At 60.3% G+C, this 18,490-nt stretch carries 20 protein-coding genes; 11 read left to right on the forward strand and 9 right to left on the reverse strand.

Features of this window, described 5'->3' with window-relative positions; translation table 11 throughout:
• Positions 1–224: 224 nt before the first annotated feature.
• From NBH21_RS07660 to NBH21_RS07670, 3 genes are all read left to right on the forward strand, one after another.
• Positions 225–1,244 carry a hypothetical protein gene (locus tag NBH21_RS07660; protein ID WP_250916064.1) on the forward strand — a complete coding sequence of 340 codons (1,020 nt, stop codon included), beginning with the start codon at positions 225–227 and terminating at the stop codon, positions 1,242–1,244.
• 326 nt (positions 1,245–1,570) lie between these two features.
• Positions 1,571–2,260 (forward strand): MerR family transcriptional regulator, encoded by a 690-nt coding sequence (locus tag NBH21_RS07665; RefSeq protein ID WP_250916063.1) that lies wholly within the window; start codon positions 1,571–1,573, stop codon positions 2,258–2,260.
• Between the two features lie 256 nt (positions 2,261–2,516).
• A complete protein-coding gene (locus NBH21_RS07670; protein WP_250916062.1) occupies positions 2,517–3,032 on the forward strand; it encodes a DUF4405 domain-containing protein in 516 nt (171 codons plus the stop codon).
• 19 nt (positions 3,033–3,051) lie between these two features.
• Here NBH21_RS07670 and NBH21_RS07675 read toward each other — a convergent pair whose 3' ends face one another.
• On the reverse strand, positions 3,052–4,179 hold the full coding sequence (locus NBH21_RS07675) for an ATP-dependent DNA helicase (protein WP_250916061.1): 1,128 nt from the start codon (positions 4,177–4,179) through the stop codon (positions 3,052–3,054).
• A 186-nt stretch (positions 4,180–4,365) separates the two neighbouring features.
• On the opposite strand from NBH21_RS07675, the gene NBH21_RS07680 reads away from it, so the two are divergent.
• The 4 genes from NBH21_RS07680 to NBH21_RS07695 are packed head-to-tail and all read left to right on the forward strand — an operon-like array spanning position 4,366 to position 6,782.
• A complete protein-coding gene (locus NBH21_RS07680) occupies positions 4,366–4,737 on the forward strand; it encodes a COG4315 family predicted lipoprotein (RefSeq protein ID WP_250916060.1) in 372 nt (123 codons plus the stop codon).
• On the forward strand, positions 4,721–5,290 hold the full coding sequence (locus NBH21_RS07685) for an RNA polymerase sigma factor (RefSeq protein WP_425340390.1): 570 nt from the start codon (positions 4,721–4,723) through the stop codon (positions 5,288–5,290). Before NBH21_RS07680 ends, NBH21_RS07685 begins: the two co-directional genes overlap by 17 nt.
• Positions 5,287–6,081 (forward strand): anti-sigma factor family protein, encoded by a 795-nt coding sequence (locus tag NBH21_RS07690; protein WP_250916058.1) that lies wholly within the window; start codon positions 5,287–5,289, stop codon positions 6,079–6,081. The genes NBH21_RS07685 and NBH21_RS07690 overlap by 4 nt, the downstream gene beginning before the upstream one ends.
• 35 nt (positions 6,082–6,116) lie before the next feature.
• On the forward strand, positions 6,117–6,782 hold the full coding sequence (locus NBH21_RS07695; protein WP_250916057.1) for a glutathione S-transferase family protein: 666 nt from the start codon (positions 6,117–6,119) through the stop codon (positions 6,780–6,782).
• Positions 6,783–6,789: 7 nt separating this feature from the next.
• Here NBH21_RS07695 and NBH21_RS07700 read toward each other — a convergent pair whose 3' ends face one another.
• The 4 genes from NBH21_RS07700 to NBH21_RS07715 form a co-directional block, all read right to left on the reverse strand.
• The gene (locus NBH21_RS07700; protein WP_250916056.1) at positions 6,790–7,164 is read right to left on the reverse strand and encodes a nitrile hydratase accessory protein; all 375 of its coding nucleotides are present in this window, start codon (positions 7,162–7,164) and stop codon (positions 6,790–6,792) included.
• Positions 7,151–7,810 (reverse strand): nitrile hydratase subunit beta, encoded by a 660-nt coding sequence (gene nthB / locus NBH21_RS07705; RefSeq protein WP_250916055.1) that lies wholly within the window; start codon positions 7,808–7,810, stop codon positions 7,151–7,153. Before nthB ends, NBH21_RS07700 begins: the two co-directional genes overlap by 14 nt.
• Complete coding sequence (gene nthA, locus NBH21_RS07710) at positions 7,807–8,460, reverse strand: nitrile hydratase subunit alpha (RefSeq protein WP_250916054.1); 654 nt, start codon at positions 8,458–8,460, stop codon at positions 7,807–7,809. Before nthA ends, nthB begins: the two co-directional genes overlap by 4 nt.
• A gap of 84 nt (positions 8,461–8,544) precedes the next feature.
• Positions 8,545–9,138 carry a LysE family translocator gene (locus NBH21_RS07715; RefSeq protein ID WP_250916053.1) on the reverse strand — a complete coding sequence of 198 codons (594 nt, stop codon included), beginning with the start codon at positions 9,136–9,138 and terminating at the stop codon, positions 8,545–8,547.
• A gap of 203 nt (positions 9,139–9,341) precedes the next feature.
• Here NBH21_RS07715 and NBH21_RS07720 point away from each other — a divergent pair, with 203 nt between their 5' ends.
• Both NBH21_RS07720 and NBH21_RS26230 read left to right on the forward strand, forming a co-directional pair.
• Entirely contained in the window at positions 9,342–10,187 is an 846-nt protein-coding gene (locus NBH21_RS07720; RefSeq protein WP_163899678.1) for an aldo/keto reductase, read from the forward strand.
• 276 nt (positions 10,188–10,463) lie between these two features.
• Positions 10,464–10,925: a metalloregulator ArsR/SmtB family transcription factor gene (locus tag NBH21_RS26230; protein WP_425314357.1), complete on the forward strand. Its 462-nt coding sequence runs from the start codon at positions 10,464–10,466 to the stop codon at positions 10,923–10,925.
• Between the two features lie 418 nt (positions 10,926–11,343).
• On the opposite strand, the gene ilvN is transcribed toward NBH21_RS26230, so the two are convergent.
• Genes ilvN through NBH21_RS07740 form a run of 3 tightly spaced genes read right to left on the reverse strand, consistent with a single transcriptional unit; the run spans position 11,344 to position 14,142 of the window.
• Complete coding sequence (ilvN, locus tag NBH21_RS07730; RefSeq protein ID WP_250916052.1) at positions 11,344–11,916, reverse strand: acetolactate synthase small subunit; 573 nt, start codon at positions 11,914–11,916, stop codon at positions 11,344–11,346.
• A 13-nt stretch (positions 11,917–11,929) separates the two neighbouring features.
• Positions 11,930–12,340 carry a hypothetical protein gene (locus NBH21_RS07735; RefSeq protein WP_250916051.1) on the reverse strand — a complete coding sequence of 137 codons (411 nt, stop codon included), beginning with the start codon at positions 12,338–12,340 and terminating at the stop codon, positions 11,930–11,932.
• Between the two features lie 23 nt (positions 12,341–12,363).
• Positions 12,364–14,142 carry an acetolactate synthase 3 large subunit gene (locus tag NBH21_RS07740; protein ID WP_250916050.1) on the reverse strand — a complete coding sequence of 593 codons (1,779 nt, stop codon included), beginning with the start codon at positions 14,140–14,142 and terminating at the stop codon, positions 12,364–12,366.
• A gap of 338 nt (positions 14,143–14,480) precedes the next feature.
• Here NBH21_RS07740 and NBH21_RS07745 point away from each other — a divergent pair, with 338 nt between their 5' ends.
• On the forward strand, positions 14,481–16,649 hold the full coding sequence (locus NBH21_RS07745; RefSeq protein WP_250916049.1) for an ATP-binding protein: 2,169 nt from the start codon (positions 14,481–14,483) through the stop codon (positions 16,647–16,649).
• Here NBH21_RS07745 and miaA read toward each other — a convergent pair.
• A complete protein-coding gene (gene miaA, locus NBH21_RS07750; protein WP_250916048.1) occupies positions 16,634–17,557 on the reverse strand; it encodes a tRNA (adenosine(37)-N6)-dimethylallyltransferase MiaA in 924 nt (307 codons plus the stop codon). The genes NBH21_RS07745 and miaA overlap by 16 nt on opposite strands.
• Between miaA and serB the strand changes: the two genes are divergently transcribed.
• Complete coding sequence (gene serB / locus NBH21_RS07755) at positions 17,556–18,446, forward strand: phosphoserine phosphatase SerB (RefSeq protein WP_250916047.1); 891 nt, start codon at positions 17,556–17,558, stop codon at positions 18,444–18,446. The genes miaA and serB overlap by 2 nt on opposite strands.
• The last annotated feature ends 44 nt before the right edge of the window (positions 18,447–18,490 follow it).

Genomic DNA, 18,490 nt, shown 5'->3' on the forward strand with positions numbered 1-18,490 from the left:
CGCCAGCCCCCAAAACCTGAGTGTCATTCCAGTTTTTTTCGGGGGAAATGACCTAAATTGGGTATTTTCCTCAGGTTTCCCTTTGTGGCATTCCAAAGAAAGGACTTTACTTTCAGGAAAGTGAATCGGGAACGCGGCTGAGGGTTTCCAGTCCGGTTCCGCGCAAGGCGCGGCGGACATCTTTGAGACGGCTCTTGCAAGAGGCAGATGCCATGGAGAGACAATTGAGCGAGGTTCGGCGCATAGACAGCGACAGAGTGAAGCTTTGCCTTCAGACGATCCTCGGCAGCCAGACCTTTGCTCGCTCCGAACGTCTGCGTGCGTTCCTCAGGTTCGTGGTCGAGATGGAACAGCTTGGGCTGGCGCATCAGCTCAAGGGATATACGATCGGGATCGACGTGTTCTCCCGCGACGAATCCTTCGATCCGGGCGCTGACCCCCTCGTGCGGGTGCAGGCGGGCAAGCTGCGGCGGCTTCTCAACCAGTATTATGCCGATGAAGGACGCCACGAACCGCTGCGCATCCGCATACCGCTCGGCTGCTACGTACCGATTTACGAATGGGCTCCGACAGAGAACCGCCGTTTCGTCGCAGAAAAGCCTGCGGCAAGCTGGCCGGAGATGATCTGCCTTCCCTTGATGCCGGACACGGGTAACCGGCTGGCCGATGTGAACGTCAAAGGCGTTTATCGCCTGCCGCATATCACCATATCATCGCCGGAAAACCCGGACTGGCGAACCCGGACTTTCACCAACGCCGTACGGATCGCCGCAAAACACCTATGGGGCATAAAGCTGGACTGCAACGATGCCTGTGATGGCGACGAAGCCAATCCGCTGGATTTCTCCCTCGAAATCAGCGCCGACAGCGAAACGGCGCCACTCACGGCAAATCTCCGCCACCGGCAAACGGGCAAGCTGGTGGTCGGCTATGCGCGCAACGCGACGGAGACCGGATCCAACCGTCAGGTCGCCGCCTTCGCCAACCAGTTCTGCGTCGAGACCCTGTCGCTTACAGGCCAACTCTACCATTTCTGTCAGGCCCGGTCGCTGTCCTCTGTTCTGATGGAGTGCCTGGAGGCAACCTATCTCTACAACCTAGACAACTCGCCGGACACATTCATGGAAGCGACACGTCATCAACGGCGGCTCGTCCATCCCTATCCGCTGACCCATTTCATCAGCGAGCTTTCCGGCCTCATGGCATTGACGGCCGATGCCGGCCAGATCAGCCGGCAGGGTTAGATTTCACGGGTTTCGCTGTATATTCTTCCCGTCAGGCAGTTTGCAAAAGGCGCTGACGAGGATTAATCTGAAGTTTTACATGACTGGGAAGGCAACCTTTCCGGGATAATACGACCGCAAGCATCATGCGGATCTGCTTTCGGAATTGCATGAAATCAAAAGAGATAAGGCATTGCTGGCGATAACCTTTTCGCCAGACATAGCGTGGAATGGCAGGGGAAACGCATTTCATGGCGTCCGCGGAGATTACATGTCCGGGACCACAGGAAAAATGGGTAAAAAATTGCATTGAGAGGAACGACAGGAACGCTGGACAGGGGGAGGTCATGGCGGAAAGGTTGCACCATCGAAAAAGCGCCGGCGATACGAGGGCCGGAGCGACATCAGAGACCATTTATCTGCCGGCCGTGGAGCTGCCCGCCCAACTACCGGAGGAACCGATAGCCATAGCGGAGATGGCGTCTCTCTTCGGCATCACCCATCGCACTCTGCATTTCTACGAGGAAAAAGGGCTGATAAAGGCCGGACGCGTCGGCCTGATGCGTGTCTACGGTCAGCAGGATATCTCCCGCATGGCCGTCATCACGGCCTGCCGCGATGTCGGGATGCCTGTGGCTGCGATCCAGGAACTCATGGAAGCGCTGAAGAAGGTTCGGTCCCAGACCAAGGCCGACGCCCTGTTCGCCGAAGCCCTCCTTGCCCGCCAGCGGGAACTGACGGCAAGCCTCTCGACAACCCATCACCAGATGCAGCAGATCACAAGGCTCCTGGCGCAGGACAAGGACGAGGCGCAGAACGCGCGCGTGCAACAGGCACAGCGCATCGGGCTGACGGATGTCGAGCGCCGCTGCCTCGAACTGATGGCAGAAGGCTATGCGCCCCTGAGGCTCGCACGCGCGCTTGACATGAGCACCAGCGAGATCGGCAGGATCGAAGGAGAGATCATCCGCAAGTTCGACGCCAGCAACAGATTTCAGGCTGTCGCCAAGGCCGTTCTCCTGGGGCTGGTTAACTAGGGCCAGACCCCCGCAAGAACGCGCGGCAGCCTCCCGAAATGACGGCGAGCCGGAACGGAAGTCTCCAGGGGCTGGACCTGAGCCCGAAAGGGTTCAAAGCGCCTTGGAATCGGAGATGGCCGCTCGGACATCGCGAACATCATCGTCGGCAAACTCCACGACTTGCCGACGATCAAATCTTACCGTGATTTAACGGGACTTTCCTCGCTGGAGGGGGTAGCGGAAGCTTGTTCAAACAATGAGTGAGCTTACAAAAATGCCCACCTTTCTGTCTCGGTACGCAACACCCTTCATCACGGGACTTTTCCTCGTTTCGCTGGTTTCCGGCATCGCACTGTTCTTCCACATCGGATCGGCCGCGTTCCGTGGCATGCACGAGTGGTTGAGCATGGTGCTCATCCTGCCGTTCTTTCTCCATACCTGGAAGAACTGGCGGCCTTTCATGATGTATTTCAAGCGCCTTCCCATGGCGATCGCACTCAGCGTCTGTCTTGTCGCCGGCCTCGTCTTCGCCTGGCCGGCCATCACCGGCACTGCCAGCAACACCGGCGGCAATCCGACTGTCGCCATGGCACGCATCGTCACCGGCGGCACGCCGGCGCAAGTGGCGCCGCTGCTTGGACATACCGAGGAGAGCCTCGTCGCATCGCTCAAGGAAAAGGGCTTCGACGCAGCAGAACCAGGCAGGAAGCTGTCTGAAATCGCATCGGCTTCCGGCAAGGAACCCATGGCGATGATGGCCACGCTCGCTTCGCTGCAGACGGAGCAGTAACTGCGGATCGTGAAGGCGCTCACCGTACGATGGTGAGCGTCTCCGCCGCACGCGTGACGGCAGTGTAGAGCCAGCGCTCGCGGGTATCACGAAATGCCCAGCTCTCGTCGAACAGGACCACGTTGTTCCACTGGGAACCCTGCGCCTTGTGCACCGTCAGCGCATAGCCGTAGTCGAATTCGTCATAGCGCTTGCGCGTCGACCACGGGATCTCGCCCTCGACATCCTCGAACGCCGCCTTCAGCAGCTTGATCTTCGCGGCGCCGCGATCCATGTCGTCGTCTTCCGGGCGGATCAGCAGGTTGATGCCGGGCTTCACCGTCTCCCGTGACGACGTCATCACCTGCCAGAGCGAACCGTTCAGAAGGCCCTTTACCTGATCGTTGCGCAGGCAGACCAGCTTGTCGCCCGCCTGCGGATAGTCGACCGTGAAGCCCTTGAGTTCCCGCAAGCGCTTGTTGTAGCGCCGCCGCGTCTTGTTGGTGCCGACCAGCACCTGATCCGCGCCCAGCACCAGATCCTGTGTCACCTCGTTGCGGGAAATCACATGGGCGGTGCCATAGTCGCCATGCATGATCTCCTTGCCCTCGCGCACCTGCATCGCAAGCTGGATGATCGGATTGTCGCGCGCCTGACGATGAATATCCGTCAGCAGGTAATCAGGTTCCTGTTCCGTAAAGAAGCCGCCACCCGTGACCGGCGGCAACTGCCCCGGATCGCCGAGAACCAGAATAGGTGTGCCGAAGCTCATCAGGTCCTTGCCGAGCTGTTCGTCCACCATCGAGCATTCGTCGATCACGATCAGCGCCGCCTTGGCGACGGGGCTCTGCCGGTTGATCGAAAACATCGGGGCTATGGATGTCTTGCCGGTTTCCTCGTCCTCGACGGCCTCTTCACCACGCGGGCGATAAATCAGCGAATGGATGGTCTTGGCATGCGAAGCGCCGCGCGAGCGCAGGACCTGCGCCGCCTTGCCGGTAAACGCCGCGAACAGCACGTCGCCGTCCACATGCTCGGCAAAATGCCTGGCAAGCGTCGTCTTGCCCGTGCCGGCATAGCCGAACAGACGAAAAACCGGCTGCTTGCCCTCCTTCAGCCATTTGGAAACGGCCTTCAGGGCTTCGTCCTGTTGAGGTGCGAACTGCATGGGGCGACTTGTCAGGATTCGCGCCGAAAAGGCAAGCAAAGCATGACTTGATCGTAGGCCGCGGGAAAGAAACGTGAGGAGCAGGAGGAAATCCTTGTCCCACGACGGAATAAAGCGGCCATCCTTGGTGTCAAACACACAGGCGGGGCCATCAAGGCACCTGCCCATTACATCGGAGGAAGTACAATGAAAACCCGTCTGTTCCTGTCCGTCGCCCTCATCGCCCTTGCCGCCCCGGCATTGGCCGGTCCCTTCAAGACCGTTGAAGCATCGGGCGGCAAGGTGCTCGCCAATGAAAAGGGCATGACGCTCTACACCTTCGACAACGACAAGAAGGGCATGTCGAACTGCTATGACGCCTGCGCCGGCAACTGGCCGCCCTATCTTGCCACTTCAAGCGCCAAGGCGGAAGGCGCATACTCGCTGGTGACCCGCAAGGACGGTAAGATGCAGTGGGCCATGAACGGCATGCCGCTCTACTTCTACGCCGAAGACATGAAGCAGGGCGATATGGCCGGCGACGGCGTGAAAGGTGTCTGGCATGCAGCAAGGCCCTGACGATCAAGGCCCGAAGGATCGAAACGGCGGACCGGGGGAACATCCCCCCGGCCCAGGCCGCTTCGAGAATGACATGCTGTCGCTACTGCCGGCCCTGCGGCGCTATTCCCGCAGCCTCACACGTTCCGATGCCGAAGGCGAAGATCTGTTTCAGGATTGCGTCGAGACCGCGCTTGCCAAACGCGGCAACTGGCGTGGCATCAACCTGAAGGGCTGGATCTACGCCATCATGACAAATCTGCACCGCAACCATGACCGTCAGACAAGACGACATCCGGTGGTTGACTTGGAGGAAGCGGCAGACGTGCCCTCGCCTGCAACGTCTGACGATCCCCTCGAACGCCAACGGCTGCATTCGGCGTTAAATGGCTTGCCGGACGAACAGCGGACCGTGCTCATGCTGGTGGTGGTCGAAGGCCACGCCTATCACGAGGTCGCGGAAATCCTTGAAATCCCCATCGGCACCGTGATGTCTCGCCTCTCCCGCGCCCGCCAGCGCCTGCGCGACGTGCTCGCCGAAAAGAATATCGTTACCCTGCGGAGACCGAAATGACGCAAACCCTCGACACCGTGGATGACGGCAACCTGCATGCCTATGTCGACGGCCTTCTGGACGAGAAGCGCCGCGCAGAGGTCGAGGCCTGGCTTGCCGACCATCCGGACGAGGCAGCAAAGGTTGCCGACTGGCAGAGACAGAATGCCGACATCCGCGAACTCTTCCGGGACTACGAACGCCATGAAGAGACAGATCGCTCCATGCTCGCCCGCCACCGCTCCGCCGCCGGCCGGAACGTTTCCATTCGCGCGATCGCAATGCGCGTCGCCGCAGCGGTCGCGCTTTTTACCGCAGGTATCGCCGTTGGCCGCTTCACTCCTCCAGCCGCAGAAAACGTGCCGGTACAGGTCGCCGTCAATACCGCCAGCCTTCAGGATCAGGCCCGCTCCGCCTTCCTGATCTATGCCAACGATGTTCGTCATCCGGTCGAGGTCGGAGCGGACCAGCAGGAACATCTGGCAACATGGCTCGGCAAGCGGCTGGACTACCCCATGCGCATTCCCGACCTCTCCGCTGTTGGCATGAAACTCGTCGGCGGACGGCTGGTGCCGGTCAGCGGCAAAGCCGGTGCCTTGCTGATGTATGAGGATACCTCTGGAGAACGGATCACAGTGCTGGTCGGCCGCAACGAGGACAACCGGGAAACCAGCTTCCGCTATGCCAGTGACGAAGGTCTGGAGACCTTCTACTGGATCGACGGACCGGTGGGATATGCGGTCACCGGAGAAATCTCCCGCGAAAGGATGCAGCAGATAGCCGATGAGTGCTATCGTCAGTTCGACAGCTGACGTGTGGGAGGCACGCGTCACGGCGGAGAGAACCGATGACGCTGAAGCTCTATTTCCACCCTCTCGCATCCTTCTGCCACAAGGTGTTGATCGCTCTCTACGAGAACGCCCTGCCGTTCGATCCCGTCATCGTCGATCTCGGTAACGAAACCTCACGCGAGGCTTTCAGGCAGGTCTGGCCACCCTTGAAGTTCCCGGTGCTGGTCGATGAGGCGCGGCAGGCCACTGTCGCTGAGTCCGCCACCGTCATCGATTATCTCGACAGCTTCGCCACCCCGGAGAGGCCTCTCGTACCCCACGATCCGGATCTCGCCTGGCGAGCCCGCATGTGGGACCGCCTGTTCGACGATATGCTGCAACTGCCGATGCAGAAGGTCGTGCTGGATGCCCTGCGCCCCGCCGACGGCCACGATCCGTTCGGGGTAGAACAGGCGAAGGCGGACATACGCACCGCCTATACCTTCATGGAGGAACGCTGGCCGCAAGCCGGCTGGGCCATCGGTCCGGATTTCACGCTGGCTGACTGCTCCGCCGCGCCGGCCCTGTTTTACGCCGACACGATCTGTCCGCTCGGCGAGGATTTTCCGCGCCTCAAGGCCTATTTCAAGCGCCTGAAGCAAAGGCCATCGGTCGCGCGCGTGATGCGAGAGGCACAACCCTATTTCCCGATGTTCCCGCTTAATCCGAAACCATCGATTTAGCGCAGACTTAAACCCGCATCGGATCGTTTTCGAGCAGGATGGGGCTGCCATGTGGCGTCGCTTCCGCCGCCCGCTTCCAGCTCTCCTGCAGGGCCAGCACCGTATCGGCGTCGGCAAGCCCCTTGGAAACCAGAAGCCCGGTCAGCGCCGCCACCCAGCCGTCGAAGTAATCGGAGCCGTCATCGGCGCGTTCGGGTTTATGCAGTTCGGCGGAAAGCGCCTCTGCCCACTCAATCCAGGAAAACAGGCCCTTCTCGTGCAGGTGCACGGTCATGGCAAAGGCCTGCGCGTTCCACGGCTCGGCAAAGACCGGATCGCCCTCCGCCGATTTCGGCAGTCCCGGCGACCGTCGCAGCGGAGATGGTGCCTCACAGGCGCTCAAGGTAGCTCTCCCACGCATCGATCGAGACCGTCAAGGACGGATCGGCCCCGTCTCCCCAGATCTCCCCGGCATCGAACACGACCGTATAGATCCATTCCGGATTTTCTCCCTTGCCATGGGCATTGTCATCGGCAAAGACGTAGCTGCCCTGCACAGCCTCGATCACTCCGGTCTTGGCGCGTGCATAGCGCGGCAGCCGGGTATGGGTTTCCGGATTGAAATTCCGGGTGCGCACGCGATCTCCCACCGAGAAACGGGGTTCGTTGTGCACCGGCCGATCGCACGGACCGCCACGCGCCAGAACGCCAGGCACCATGTCCGCCGTCAGAACACGCTTCGGCGTCGCACCATGACCAAGGTTCCGGCCGGAAAAAAGCTCATCGCGCGTTGCAAAGCCATGCCGCTCTAGAAGCGTATCCAGCGCTCGAATCCAGATCTCGTAGTAACTCGCGGAGAGATAGTTCGCCGGCGGAATATTCTCGCGGGCGTGACGGCTCTCATCGATCGACCATGCCCCGAAAGCGCCGCAGCAAAGTGTCAGCCCGAGCGCCCGCTTTTCCCATTCGGCATGAAAGAGCGGCTCGTCCTTTTCCGGCGCCACCGGGCCGAAGCCCATCTGACCGCCGAGGTCGTGAGGACCGTTCATCGCCCGCCCTCCGGCGATGCTGCAAGACCGGTGCCGATCATGGAATCCCGGGTCACGAGAGCCGCAAGCGCCTCCTGATCCAGCCCGTCAGTGCCTTCAGGACGCTCCGGCACGACGATATAACGAAGCTCGGCCGTCGAATCCCAGACGCGGATCTTCTTTTCGGGACTCAGCGTCACACCGAACTCCTCCAGCACAGCACGCGGATTGATGACGGCGCGCGAACGATAGGCCGGGGCCTTGTACCAGACCGGCGGAAGCCCCAGGACCGCCCATGGATAACAGGAGCAGAGTGTACAGACGACCATGTTGTGGGTCTCGGGCGTATTGAATACCGCCCGCATATGCTCGCCTTGCCGCCCGGTATAGCCGAGGCTCGCAATCGCTGCCGTCGCATCTTCCTTCAGCCACTCGGCGAAAGCCGGCTCGCTCCATGCCTTTGCCACCACATGGGCGCCGTTTCGTGGGCCGACCTTGGTCTCATAGGTCTCGACGATCGCGTCGATCGCCGCGGGATCGATAAGACCCTTTTCCGTCAGCAGCGTTTCCAGCGCGCGAACCCGCGCCTGCATGTCGGAATAGTGGTTGTCGTGGTGATGATGACCGTGATCGTCGTCATGGTCATGCGAATGATGGTCGTGCTCGTGCAAGGCGGCGCCCCTCGATGTCGAAGAGCGTCAATTCTTAGCAGGCTGACGAGGGATGCCAAGCCCCGTCCATTCCGAAATAACCGGTCATTTCAGCATCGGCCACAGGCTTGCGACCAGCAGGAGAGCCATGGTGATGTTAAACCATTTCAGCCGCACCGGCACCGACAGCCATTCGCGCAGAACAGAGCCGAAGCCCGCCCATGTGGAAACGCTCGGCAGGTTGACCGCGGCAAAGACCAGCCCGACGAGCGCGACGCTCCACAAATACTGGTCGGCATCGATATAAACCGACATCGCCGTGACGGCCATCACCCAGGCCTTGGGATTGACCCACTGGAAGGCAGCAGCAACGAGAAAGGTCATCGGCCGCGCCGCAGCTTCGCCGTCGCCAAGCGTCCGCGACATGCCGATCTTCCAGGCTATGTAGAGAAGATAAATCCCACCGGCGATCTTGAGGCCGGTATAAAGCAACGGCACGGTCGCAAGCAAAGCGCCAAGCCCGACCCCGACCCCGATCAGCAGCGACAGGAAGCCGACCCCGATGCCGAGCATATGCGGAACCGTGCGCCGGAAACCGAAATTCACGCCCGAAGCAAACAGCATCATGTTGTTCGGGCCTGGTGTGATGGACGTCGCGAAAGCGAAGCCGACCAAGGCCGAAAGTGTAGCAGTATCCAAGATGAACCCCCTGAAATCGGAGGCAAAATAGCCATGCGTCTGCCATCCGACCATCGGAGATTTGTCACGGTGGCAATCATTTACGCCGGAACTCCCGGCCTTGTCGCCGGCGGGTCTCAAGAGATCCAGCAAATGCGTTTCAAGGATTGAAACCGGCAGCCGCTTCTCTAATCTGCAAGGCCTGTTCGACACGAGGACATCAGATGCACGACCCGATTCCCACGGTAACCCTTCCCTCCGGTCTGGATATCCCGGCCCTTGGCCTCGGTACATGGAAGATGGGGGAGACAAGAGGCCGCGCACTCGAAGAGATCGACAGCCTGCGGCTCGGCCTCGACCTCGGCATGACGCTGATCGACACCGCCGAAATGTATGGCGAGGGCGGGGCGGAGAAGATCGTCGGCAAGGCGCTGGAGGATCGTCGCGACGAAGTGTTCCTCGTCAGCAAGGTCTATCCCTGGAATGCGAGCTACGAAAAGACCATAGCCGCCTGCCGGGCAAGCCTTGCGCGCCTCGGCACCGACCGGCTCGATCTCTACCTGCTTCACTGGCGCGGCGAGTATCCGCTCGACGAAACCGTGGCCGCTTTCGAACATCTGAAGAAAGAAGGCATAATCGGCGCCTGGGGCGTATCGAACTTCGACGTCGACGACATGGAGGAATTGTTCTCCGTACCCAATGGGGAAAACTGCGCCGCCAATCAGGTGCTCTACAATCTCGGCCGCCGTGGCATCGAGTATGATCTCCTGCCCTGGTGCCAGCAGCGAGGCATACCCATCATGGCCTACTCGCCGATCGAGCAGGGCCGTCTCGTGCACCATCCCGACCTCATCCGTATCGCCAAGACCTATCAGGCAACGCCGGCGCAGGTGGCCCTCGCCTTCGTGCTGGAACGCGACGGCGTGATCGCCATCCCGAAATCCGCCAACCTGAGGCGTGTGCGGGAAAACCGAGATGCGGTAGACCTCGATATCAGCGACGAGGACTGGGCAGAACTCGACGCCGCCTTTCCGCCGCCGGACGAGAAACTTCCGTTGGAAATGCTCTGAAATCGCCTTCGGTTTCGTGAATGGAAACCTCATCCTTCACTTCGAGCGCGGAAAGAAACCTACGCGGTCAGAGAGGTATTCTCCTCTCCCCACCATCGAATGATGCCGCCCAATAACGCTCGCCCTCCCCACCCACACAATACGCAAATAAAATAATTAGCTATTCAACTAATCATAAAAATTAAATCTGACATACGGACTGGACATTTAAGAATTTTCCTAATTATAGAATTTGCAAAAAACACGCACATTCAGTCCAATGACCAAGGCGCTCAGGTGAAGAAGCAGACGAAAAAGGCATCCACCCCACACAAGTCCGAAAGGCGGGCTCAGCAGGCCTTTCATGCTCTCGCCGCCGCTCCTCGTCGGGCAATCCTCAAATACCTTGCCGTCTCAGGACTCACCGCGGGCGAGATATCCTCACGCTTCGACATGGCCAAGCCATCGGTATCGCAGCACCTCGCAATTCTGGAAAATGCCGGCCTTATCACGCGCGAAAAGCGCGGGCAGTTCGTTCACTACGCCCTGGCACCGAACATCCTGAAGGAGGTCCTGACCGGCTTCCTTCAGGATCTTGAGCCACCGGAAGTATCGACGACCGACGACCCGGCTAAACCGCAGGAACAGACAGAGCAGAAGAGCAAGGGAAAATCGGCCAAGGTAGCCAAGCCTATCAAAGCAGAGACAGCCGATGAGCCAGCGGCAAAGCCTCTGCCCAGCCAGATGTCGATGTTCTGAAGCATATCGCGCAAAAGTGTGCAGCGGTTTTGCGACGATGGCATACGATAAAACAACGACGTGAAGCGCAAGGAGTTGAATCTGGAAGATCGCGACGCGCCTTGGAACGACCTTCGCAAGGACGGCTCGAGCTCGAACGCTCGATATGCGATGCACTCAGTACCGATGTCTCCCGGCAATACGGCACGACACATACAGCCGGCATTCAACGCATGACAGAAACCCTCCGCACTGGCAGGCGCGGCACATAGCAAAAGGCATCCTGCGGTGACTAAACCGGCAGAATGCCTTTTGGATCAGACGGGATGAATGGGCATCCGCCCCATCAGGCAGCGGATGCGATCGGCTTGTAATCGATCAGGATACCGGATGTCCCGGCGTTGGATGTGAGACCAGCCTCATTCGCCGCCGAAAGCAATCACATGCCCTGCGAACCGCGGTTCATCGCCGCAATGCCCGTGCGGCAGATTTCATTGAGACCGAGCGGCTTCATGATCGCCACGAACTGGTCGATCTTGGAGGACTTGCCGGTGATCTCAAAGATGAAATGCTCAACGGTCGCATCGACCACCTTCGCCTGGAAGGCATCGGCCAGACGCAGGGTTTCAGCGCGCATCTCGCCTTCGGAGACCACCTTCACCAGCGCGACCTCGCGCTCGATCGGACGTTCCTGGCCAAGCTCCTTCGCCCGCACGGTAAGGTCGAGAACCCGGTGCACCGGCACGATACGCTCGAGCTGGGCCTTGATCTGTTCCAATACGCTCGGCGTACCGCGCGTGACGATGGTGATGCGCGAAAGATGCGCCTCGTGCTCGGTCTCGGAAACCGTCAGACTTTCGATGTTGTAGCCGCGACCGGAGAATAGGCCAATGACGCGGGCAAGCACGCCCGGTTCGTTGTCGACGAGAACCGATAGCGTATGGCTTTCGATAGCCGCCGTTTCCTTGGCGATGAAGTAAGCCGAACCCGTGGGTTGAAGCTGTGCGTTCATGGTGTTGTGCCTTTCAGCGTGATTTGAGGCGCCCGATGGACCACGGGCGTGCCGCGAGAACCACAAGGAGCGGAAAAACAAGGTAAGACGCCAGAAACAGGAAGTCGTCTGCTCCCAATTCCGGGCTGTAGAACTCATAGTCATCGCCACATGGCGTATGGAATCGAAGGCTGGACCACCACGCAGGGGCAGTGAGACAAAACATCCCCACCGCGAGCGAAGCAGGGATCATCGGCAGACCGCGAGAGTTGTCCTTCTTGGACGCGCGGTAAGTCAGATACACCGCCAATCCGAGAGGCAACGACGAAAGCACCGCTCCTGTCGTGAGGGTGCCACTCGCACCCATCGTGCACGTCCCGGTGAAGCCCAGCATTTGCAGGAGCATTGCAATCAGAATAAGTACTCCTGCAATCAATGCTCCCATGCGTGGATCCCCTTCCTTGCCAATCAAACCAGCTGACGGCCCTTGGCGTCGATCGCCGTCGCAACGGCCTCGTCGGTCGCCTCGTCGGGAAGCAGCATCTCGTTATGTGCCTTGCCCGACGGGATCATCGGGAAGCAGTTGGCGAGATTGGCGACGCGGCAGTCGAAGATCACCGGCTTCTTGACGTTGATCATCTCCATAATGGCATCGTCGAGTTCATCGGGCTTTTCGCAACGCAAGCCGACAGCGCCATAGGCCTCGGCAAGCTTGACGAAATCAGGCATGGCCTCGGTGTAGGAGTTCGACAGGCGATTGCCATGCAGGAGTTGTTGCCACTGGCGAACCATGCCCATGTACTGGTTGTTCAGGATGAAGATCTTGACCGGCGCTTCATACTGGACAGCGCAGGACATTTCCTGAATGCACATCTGGATCGAGGCATCGCCGGCGATGTCGATGACAAGGCTTTCCGGATGGGCGATCTGTACCCCGATTGCCGCCGGGAAGCCGTAGCCCATGGTGCCGAGACCGCCCGAGGTCATCCACCGGTTCGGCTTCTCGAAGCCAAAGAACTGCGCGGCCCACATCTGGTGCTGACCGACTTCGGTGGTGATGTAGGTGTCGCGATCCTTCGTCAGGTGATAGAGCCGCTCGATGGCGTATTGCGGCATGATGACATCCTTCGACGGCGTATAGGCGAAGGAGCGGCGCGCCTTCCAGCGAGCAATGCTGTCCTTCCACTCCGCCGTCTGGGCAGCCTCGGGCTTCTTCGGAAGCGCCCGCCAGAGGCGGACCATGTCTTCGAGTACATTGCCGACATCACCGGTGATCGGAACATCGACGCGAACGTTCTTGTTGATCGAGGACGGATCGATATCGATATGGATCTTCTTCGAATTCGGCGAGAAGGCGTTGAGCCTGCCGGTAATGCGGTCATCGAAGCGCGCGCCGACGCAGACCATGACGTCACAATCGTGCATGGCCATGTTGGCCTCATAGGAACCGTGCATGCCGAGCATGCCCAGCCAGTTCTTGCCCGAGGCCGGATAGGTGCCGAGACCCATCAGCGTGGACGTGATCGGGAAATCGGTGAGTTCGACCAGTTCGCGCAGCAGCTTGGAAGCTTCCGGCCCGGAATTGACGACACCGCCACCCGTATAGAAGACCGGACGGCGGGCATGCGCCATCAGTTCGATGGCCGCACGAATGGCGTTTTCGTCACCCTGAACCTTGGGCTGGTAGCTTCTCTGAGCAACATGCGCCGAAGGCGGCGTATAGGTGCCGGTCGCGAACTGGACGTCCTTCGGAACATCGACCAGAACCGGGCCGGGGCGGCCGCTCTGCGCAATGCGGAAGGCCTCGTGGATGACTCCGGCAAGCTCGTTGACGTCCTTCACCAGCCAGTTGTGCTTGGTACAGGGTCGCGTAATGCCAACGGTATCGCATTCCTGGAAAGCATCGGAACCGATCAGGCTCGTCGGGACCTGGCCGGAAATGCAGACCAGCGGGATCGAGTCCATCAAGGCATCCTGCAGCGGAGTAACGGCGTTGGTCGCGCCGGGACCGGAGGTTACGAGCAGAACGCCGACCTTGCCTGTGGAACGGGCATAACCTTCCGCGGCATGCCCTGCCCCCTGTTCGTGACGCACGAGGATATGCTGGATCTCTTCCTGCTGGAAGATTTCGTCATAGATCGGCAGCACGGCTCCGCCGGGATAACCGAAGATATGCTCAACCCCGTTGTCCTTCAGCGCTCGCAGAACGATTTCCGCGCCGGTCATCTGATTGTCTTTACCCGTCATGCCTGTTTCCATCTGCCTAGGGATTTTTTTGAGAGCCGTAGCCCGGTTTTGGCCATAAAAAAAGGCCCCTTTGAGGAGCCTGTCATCTAGCGCATGGGTGGCTATCGCCGGATGGTTACACCATCCTGCCCATGCGCTTTCCCACCACAATAAGAGCCTGCAAATTTTTCATGACACGTGTGATAACACAAATCGGCAAAGCGTCAACGCATCAAATGACAAAAAACGGCACTGAATAAGACAGAAAAGACCACGCTTTCGGAAAATGCAGCCTTTGCGATACACCCGTCGTTAAGTCCCGGACAGCTATATTGCCTCCCCGAGCAGGGAGCCTCCTATTGCGTAACGACGATCTCAAGACATCCGGCAGCGCTGGCGAACAGGATCGCCGCGACCGCATGCATCCGGGTTATCGCATGCTCGGGCGCGTCGTCGCCTGCAACGGCTCCCGCGCAACCATTGCCGCTGTGGCGGAAGAAGGCTCCACCGACCTCACAGAACTCTGGTCCGTCGGGCGCCTGATCTCGATCAGCGTCGGGGCAAACCGCGTGGTGGCGCTTGCCTATTCGATGCAGACAGGCTCCCGCGACTGGGGTGAGGAGGCCGACAACTATTTCCTCATCGAGGTCGAGCTGCTGGGCGAGGTCCACAAAGGCCTGAGCGGTCAGGACGAGTTCTCGACCGGCATCTCGCGTTATCCCTATCTCGGCGCCGTCGCCCACCGCATACGTGCTGCCGACCTCCTGCGCATCTACGACAGCCGCAAGGGATCCTCCTGCGCCATCGGCAAGCTCACGCAGGACGAAAGCATCGACGCAACCATTCACATTCCCTCGATGCTTTCCAAGCATTTCGCCGTCGTCGGCTCCACCGGCGTCGGCAAGTCGACGGCCGTCTCGCTGCTGCTGCGCAAGGCAATCGAGGCCGACCCGAAATTGCGCGTCCTCATCCTCGACCCGCACAATGAATTCGCCGCCGCCTTCCCCGAGCATGCAGTGGTCGTCGATACCGATACGCTGGACCTGCCCTTCTGGCTGATGAAGCTTGAGGAATTCGCCGAAGTGCTGTTCCGCGGCCGCCCATCGGTGCCGGAGGAACTCGACATTCTCCGCGACCTCCTGCCGGAGGCCAAACGCGCCTTCCGTGGCAACGAGTCCGCTCTGATGCGCCGCACGTCGGACAAAAGCTCGATCACTGCCGATACACCGGTACCCTATCGCATGGCGGACCTTCTGGCGCTGATCGACGATCGCATCGGCCGGCTGGAAGGCCGCGGCGACAAACCGTTCATGCGCGCGCTGAAGATGCGCATCATGTCGGCGATCAACGATCCGCGCTATCACTTCATGTTCTCCAACAACACGATCAGCGACACGATCATGGAGACGATTGCGGAAATCTTCCGCATTCCGGGAGACGACAGGCCGATCTGCACCTTCCAGCTCGCCGGCATTCCTTCGGAGGTGGTGAATTCCGTCGCCTCGGTCCTCTGCCGCATGGCCTTCGAACTGGCGCTCTGGTCGAACGGCGCAATCCACATGCTCGTCGTCTGCGAAGAAGCCCATCGCTACATTCCATCCGACCCGAGCCTGGGTTTCTTCCCTACACGGCAGGCCATTGCCCGTATCGCCAAGGAAGGCCGTAAGTACGGCGTATCGCTCGGCATCATCACCCAGCGCCCCGGCGAACTCGACCAGACGATCCTGTCGCAGTGCTCGACCCTGTTCGCCATGCGCCTGACGAACGACCGGGACCAGGAAATCATCCGTTCCGCAATCCCGGATTCGTCGATCTCCACGACCAGCTTCATTTCCTCGATTGGCAATGGCGAGGCGATCGCCTTCGGCGAGGCGATTGCCGTGCCCATGCGCATGCGTTTTTCGCGCGTCGACAGCAGCCATCTGCCAAAGGCCAACGGCACCGGCGTCAAACACAGCGAGGAAAATCCCGATACGGTCGACCTCCGGTCGATCGTTGCCCGCATGCGGTCCGTAGCGGCACCGGATATTGCGGCATTCCAGCAGAGCTTCGAAACCGCCTTCCCCGCCAGCCGGCCGGAGGAAAGTCCGAGGAGCTTCAACGAAGTCGCACCTCCCTCCCGGGAGCAGGATGAAGACGATTTCGAGATCCCGGCCCATCTCGGCCCGAACGCCACGTTCGATGAGATCCGGCAGGCTCTCCTGACACCTGAGCATCCCGCCCCGGCAGCACATCCCGTTCCCGTTCCCGTTACCGCACCCGAACCGCCGCCGGTAGTCGAGCCCTACCGTCCCGACATGCTGCCCGGCAGCAGGTTTGCGGAAGAGCGCACAGCCCTGCAGCGCGAGGGCATATTCCCCCAGCAGCCGCGCGAACGAGGCGAACCGGCGCCTTACGCTGCGATCCACACGCAGGAGCCTTCGCCGCCCGCCAACCCTTCCTTCGGAGGCACGCTTCGTCGAGAAGGAAGCTCGCTTCGCGAAAGCATCCTGAAGAAACCTCTCTCCAGCCTCTACCGCAAGGACTGAGCGGAGAAAGTAGCGGGGTCGACCCGCTCCCAGCTTTCATCCATCTGGTTGCGAAACCACGTCATCTGCCGCTTGGCATATTGCCGGGTCGCAGCCGATGCCATGTCGATGACCTCTTCCCGTGACAGCTGCCCCTTCAGCATCGCCGCGATCTGGGAAACCCCGATCGCCTTCATCGCCGGCATCTCGGGAGAAAGCCCAAGCGCCAACAACGCTTCGACCTCTTCTACAGCACCCTGCTCGAACATACCGGCAAAGCGCCGGTTGATCCTCTCATGCAGAAGCGCACGGTCCGGCAACACCACGAATTTGCGGGCACGGGCGGGATTGATCGGCATGGGGCCAGCCTTACCCTGAAATTCAGAGATCGATTGTCCCGTCGCTTCCAGCACTTCGAGCGCCCGCACGATCCGCTGGCCATCCTGTGGATTGAGGCGCTCTGCCATGGCAGGATCGCGCGCGGCAAGCTCGCGGTGAAGCGCCTCCGCTCCTTCCTCAGAAAGCCGCCCCCGCCATGTCGTCCGGATATCCTCGGGCACGGTCGGCATATCGGAAAGTCCGCCGGTCAGCGCCTTGAAGTAAAGACCTGTGCCTCCCACGATGACCGGAAGCACTTTTTGGGCCTTAAACCGGGAGAGCAGATCGCCGCTTTCGCGCAACCAGTCGCCGGTCGAATAGGTATTGCCGGGATACACATGCCCATAGAGGTGGTGGGGAATGCCCTCCATTTCCTCTTCTGATGGGCGCGCCGTCAGCACCCGCAGGACGTCATAGACCTGCATGCTGTCGGCGTTGACCACCTGCCCGCCGAAACGCTTTGCGAAATCGAGCGCCAGCGCGGACTTGCCGCTGGCAGTCGGCCCGGTTATCAGGATCGCGTCGATATCAGTTCCAAGGTTATCCATCATGGCCCTCGTTGCCACGCTTATTGCCAATCCGTCAAATCCCGTTCTCGCACCCGACATCGCCGAAAAGGCCGCCGAGGCGGTGAAGGCCTCCGGTCTGTACTGGCTCGCAGACGGCATTGCCTGCGACATCGCGCTCAAGGATGGCACGGTCTCAGCAGAAGCGGAAACCGCGCTGCGCGCCGCAATCGAAGGTCTTCCGGTCGACCTCGCCATTCAGGATGCCGATACCCGACGCAAGAAGTTTCTGATTGCCGATATGGATTCGACCATGATCGGCCAGGAATGCATCGACGAACTGGCCGCAGAAGTCGGACTGAAAGAGAAGGTTTCGGCGATTACCGCACGCGCCATGAATGGTGAGATCGCCTTCGAACCCGCACTCAGGGAACGTGTCGCCCTGCTCAAGGGCTTGCCCGTCACAGTGGTCGACGAGGTGATCGCCAGGCGCATCACGCTGACACCGGGCGGACCGGAACTGATCGCCACCATGAAGGCCAAGGGGCATTACACCGCACTGGTTTCCGGCGGCTTTACGGTCTTCACATCACGCATCGCCGAAACCCTCGGCTTCCACGAAAACCGCGCCAACATCCTGATCGAGGAAAACGGTGCGCTGGCCGGTGTGGTGGAGGAGCCGATCCTCGGCAAGCAGGCCAAGGTCGATGCTCTGCTGGACATCACCGACAAGCTCGGCATCGATCCCGCCGACGTAATCGCCGTCGGCGACGGCGCCAACGACCTCGGCATGCTCGAACTGGCAGGATCGGGTGTCGCCCTCCACGCCAAGCCGGCAGTGGCCGCACAGGCTAAGATCCGCATCGACCACGGCGACCTCACCGCGCTCCTTTACCTGCAGGGCTATCGCAAGAGCGATTTCGTCACCCCCTGAAGCCAGCCACAGCAATCCTCATGAAAACGACCTCCGTGTTCTCT

Source organism: Ciceribacter sichuanensis, from assembly GCF_024055605.1.
Lineage (GTDB): Bacteria > Pseudomonadota > Alphaproteobacteria > Rhizobiales > Rhizobiaceae > Allorhizobium > Allorhizobium sichuanense.

Excerpts from the sequence above, each read along its gene's own strand:
- NBH21_RS07665 (WP_250916063.1), top strand. The coding sequence starts at position 1,571 with ATGGCGGAAAGGTTGCACCATCGAAAAAGCGCCGGCGATACGAGGGCC.
- NBH21_RS07670 (WP_250916062.1), top strand. The coding sequence starts at position 2,517 with ATGCCCACCTTTCTGTCTCGGTACGCAACACCCTTCATCACGGGACTT.
- NBH21_RS07675 (WP_250916061.1), bottom strand. The coding sequence starts at position 4,179 with ATGCAGTTCGCACCTCAACAGGACGAAGCCCTGAAGGCCGTTTCCAAA.
- NBH21_RS07680 (WP_250916060.1), top strand. The coding sequence starts at position 4,366 with ATGAAAACCCGTCTGTTCCTGTCCGTCGCCCTCATCGCCCTTGCCGCC.
- NBH21_RS07685 (WP_425340390.1), top strand. The coding sequence starts at position 4,721 with ATGCAGCAAGGCCCTGACGATCAAGGCCCGAAGGATCGAAACGGCGGA.
- NBH21_RS07690 (WP_250916058.1), top strand. The coding sequence starts at position 5,287 with ATGACGCAAACCCTCGACACCGTGGATGACGGCAACCTGCATGCCTAT.
- NBH21_RS07695 (WP_250916057.1), top strand. The coding sequence starts at position 6,117 with ATGACGCTGAAGCTCTATTTCCACCCTCTCGCATCCTTCTGCCACAAG.
- nthB (WP_250916055.1), bottom strand. The coding sequence starts at position 7,810 with ATGAACGGTCCTCACGACCTCGGCGGTCAGATGGGCTTCGGCCCGGTG.
- NBH21_RS07720 (WP_163899678.1), top strand. The coding sequence starts at position 9,342 with ATGCACGACCCGATTCCCACGGTAACCCTTCCCTCCGGTCTGGATATC.
- ilvN (WP_250916052.1), bottom strand. The coding sequence starts at position 11,916 with ATGAACGCACAGCTTCAACCCACGGGTTCGGCTTACTTCATCGCCAAG.
- NBH21_RS07735 (WP_250916051.1), bottom strand. The coding sequence starts at position 12,340 with ATGGGAGCATTGATTGCAGGAGTACTTATTCTGATTGCAATGCTCCTG.
- NBH21_RS07740 (WP_250916050.1), bottom strand. The coding sequence starts at position 14,142 with ATGACGGGTAAAGACAATCAGATGACCGGCGCGGAAATCGTTCTGCGA.
- serB (WP_250916047.1), top strand. The coding sequence starts at position 17,556 with ATGGCCCTCGTTGCCACGCTTATTGCCAATCCGTCAAATCCCGTTCTC.
- miaA (WP_250916048.1), bottom strand. The coding sequence starts at position 17,557 with ATGATGGATAACCTTGGAACTGATATCGACGCGATCCTGATAACCGGG.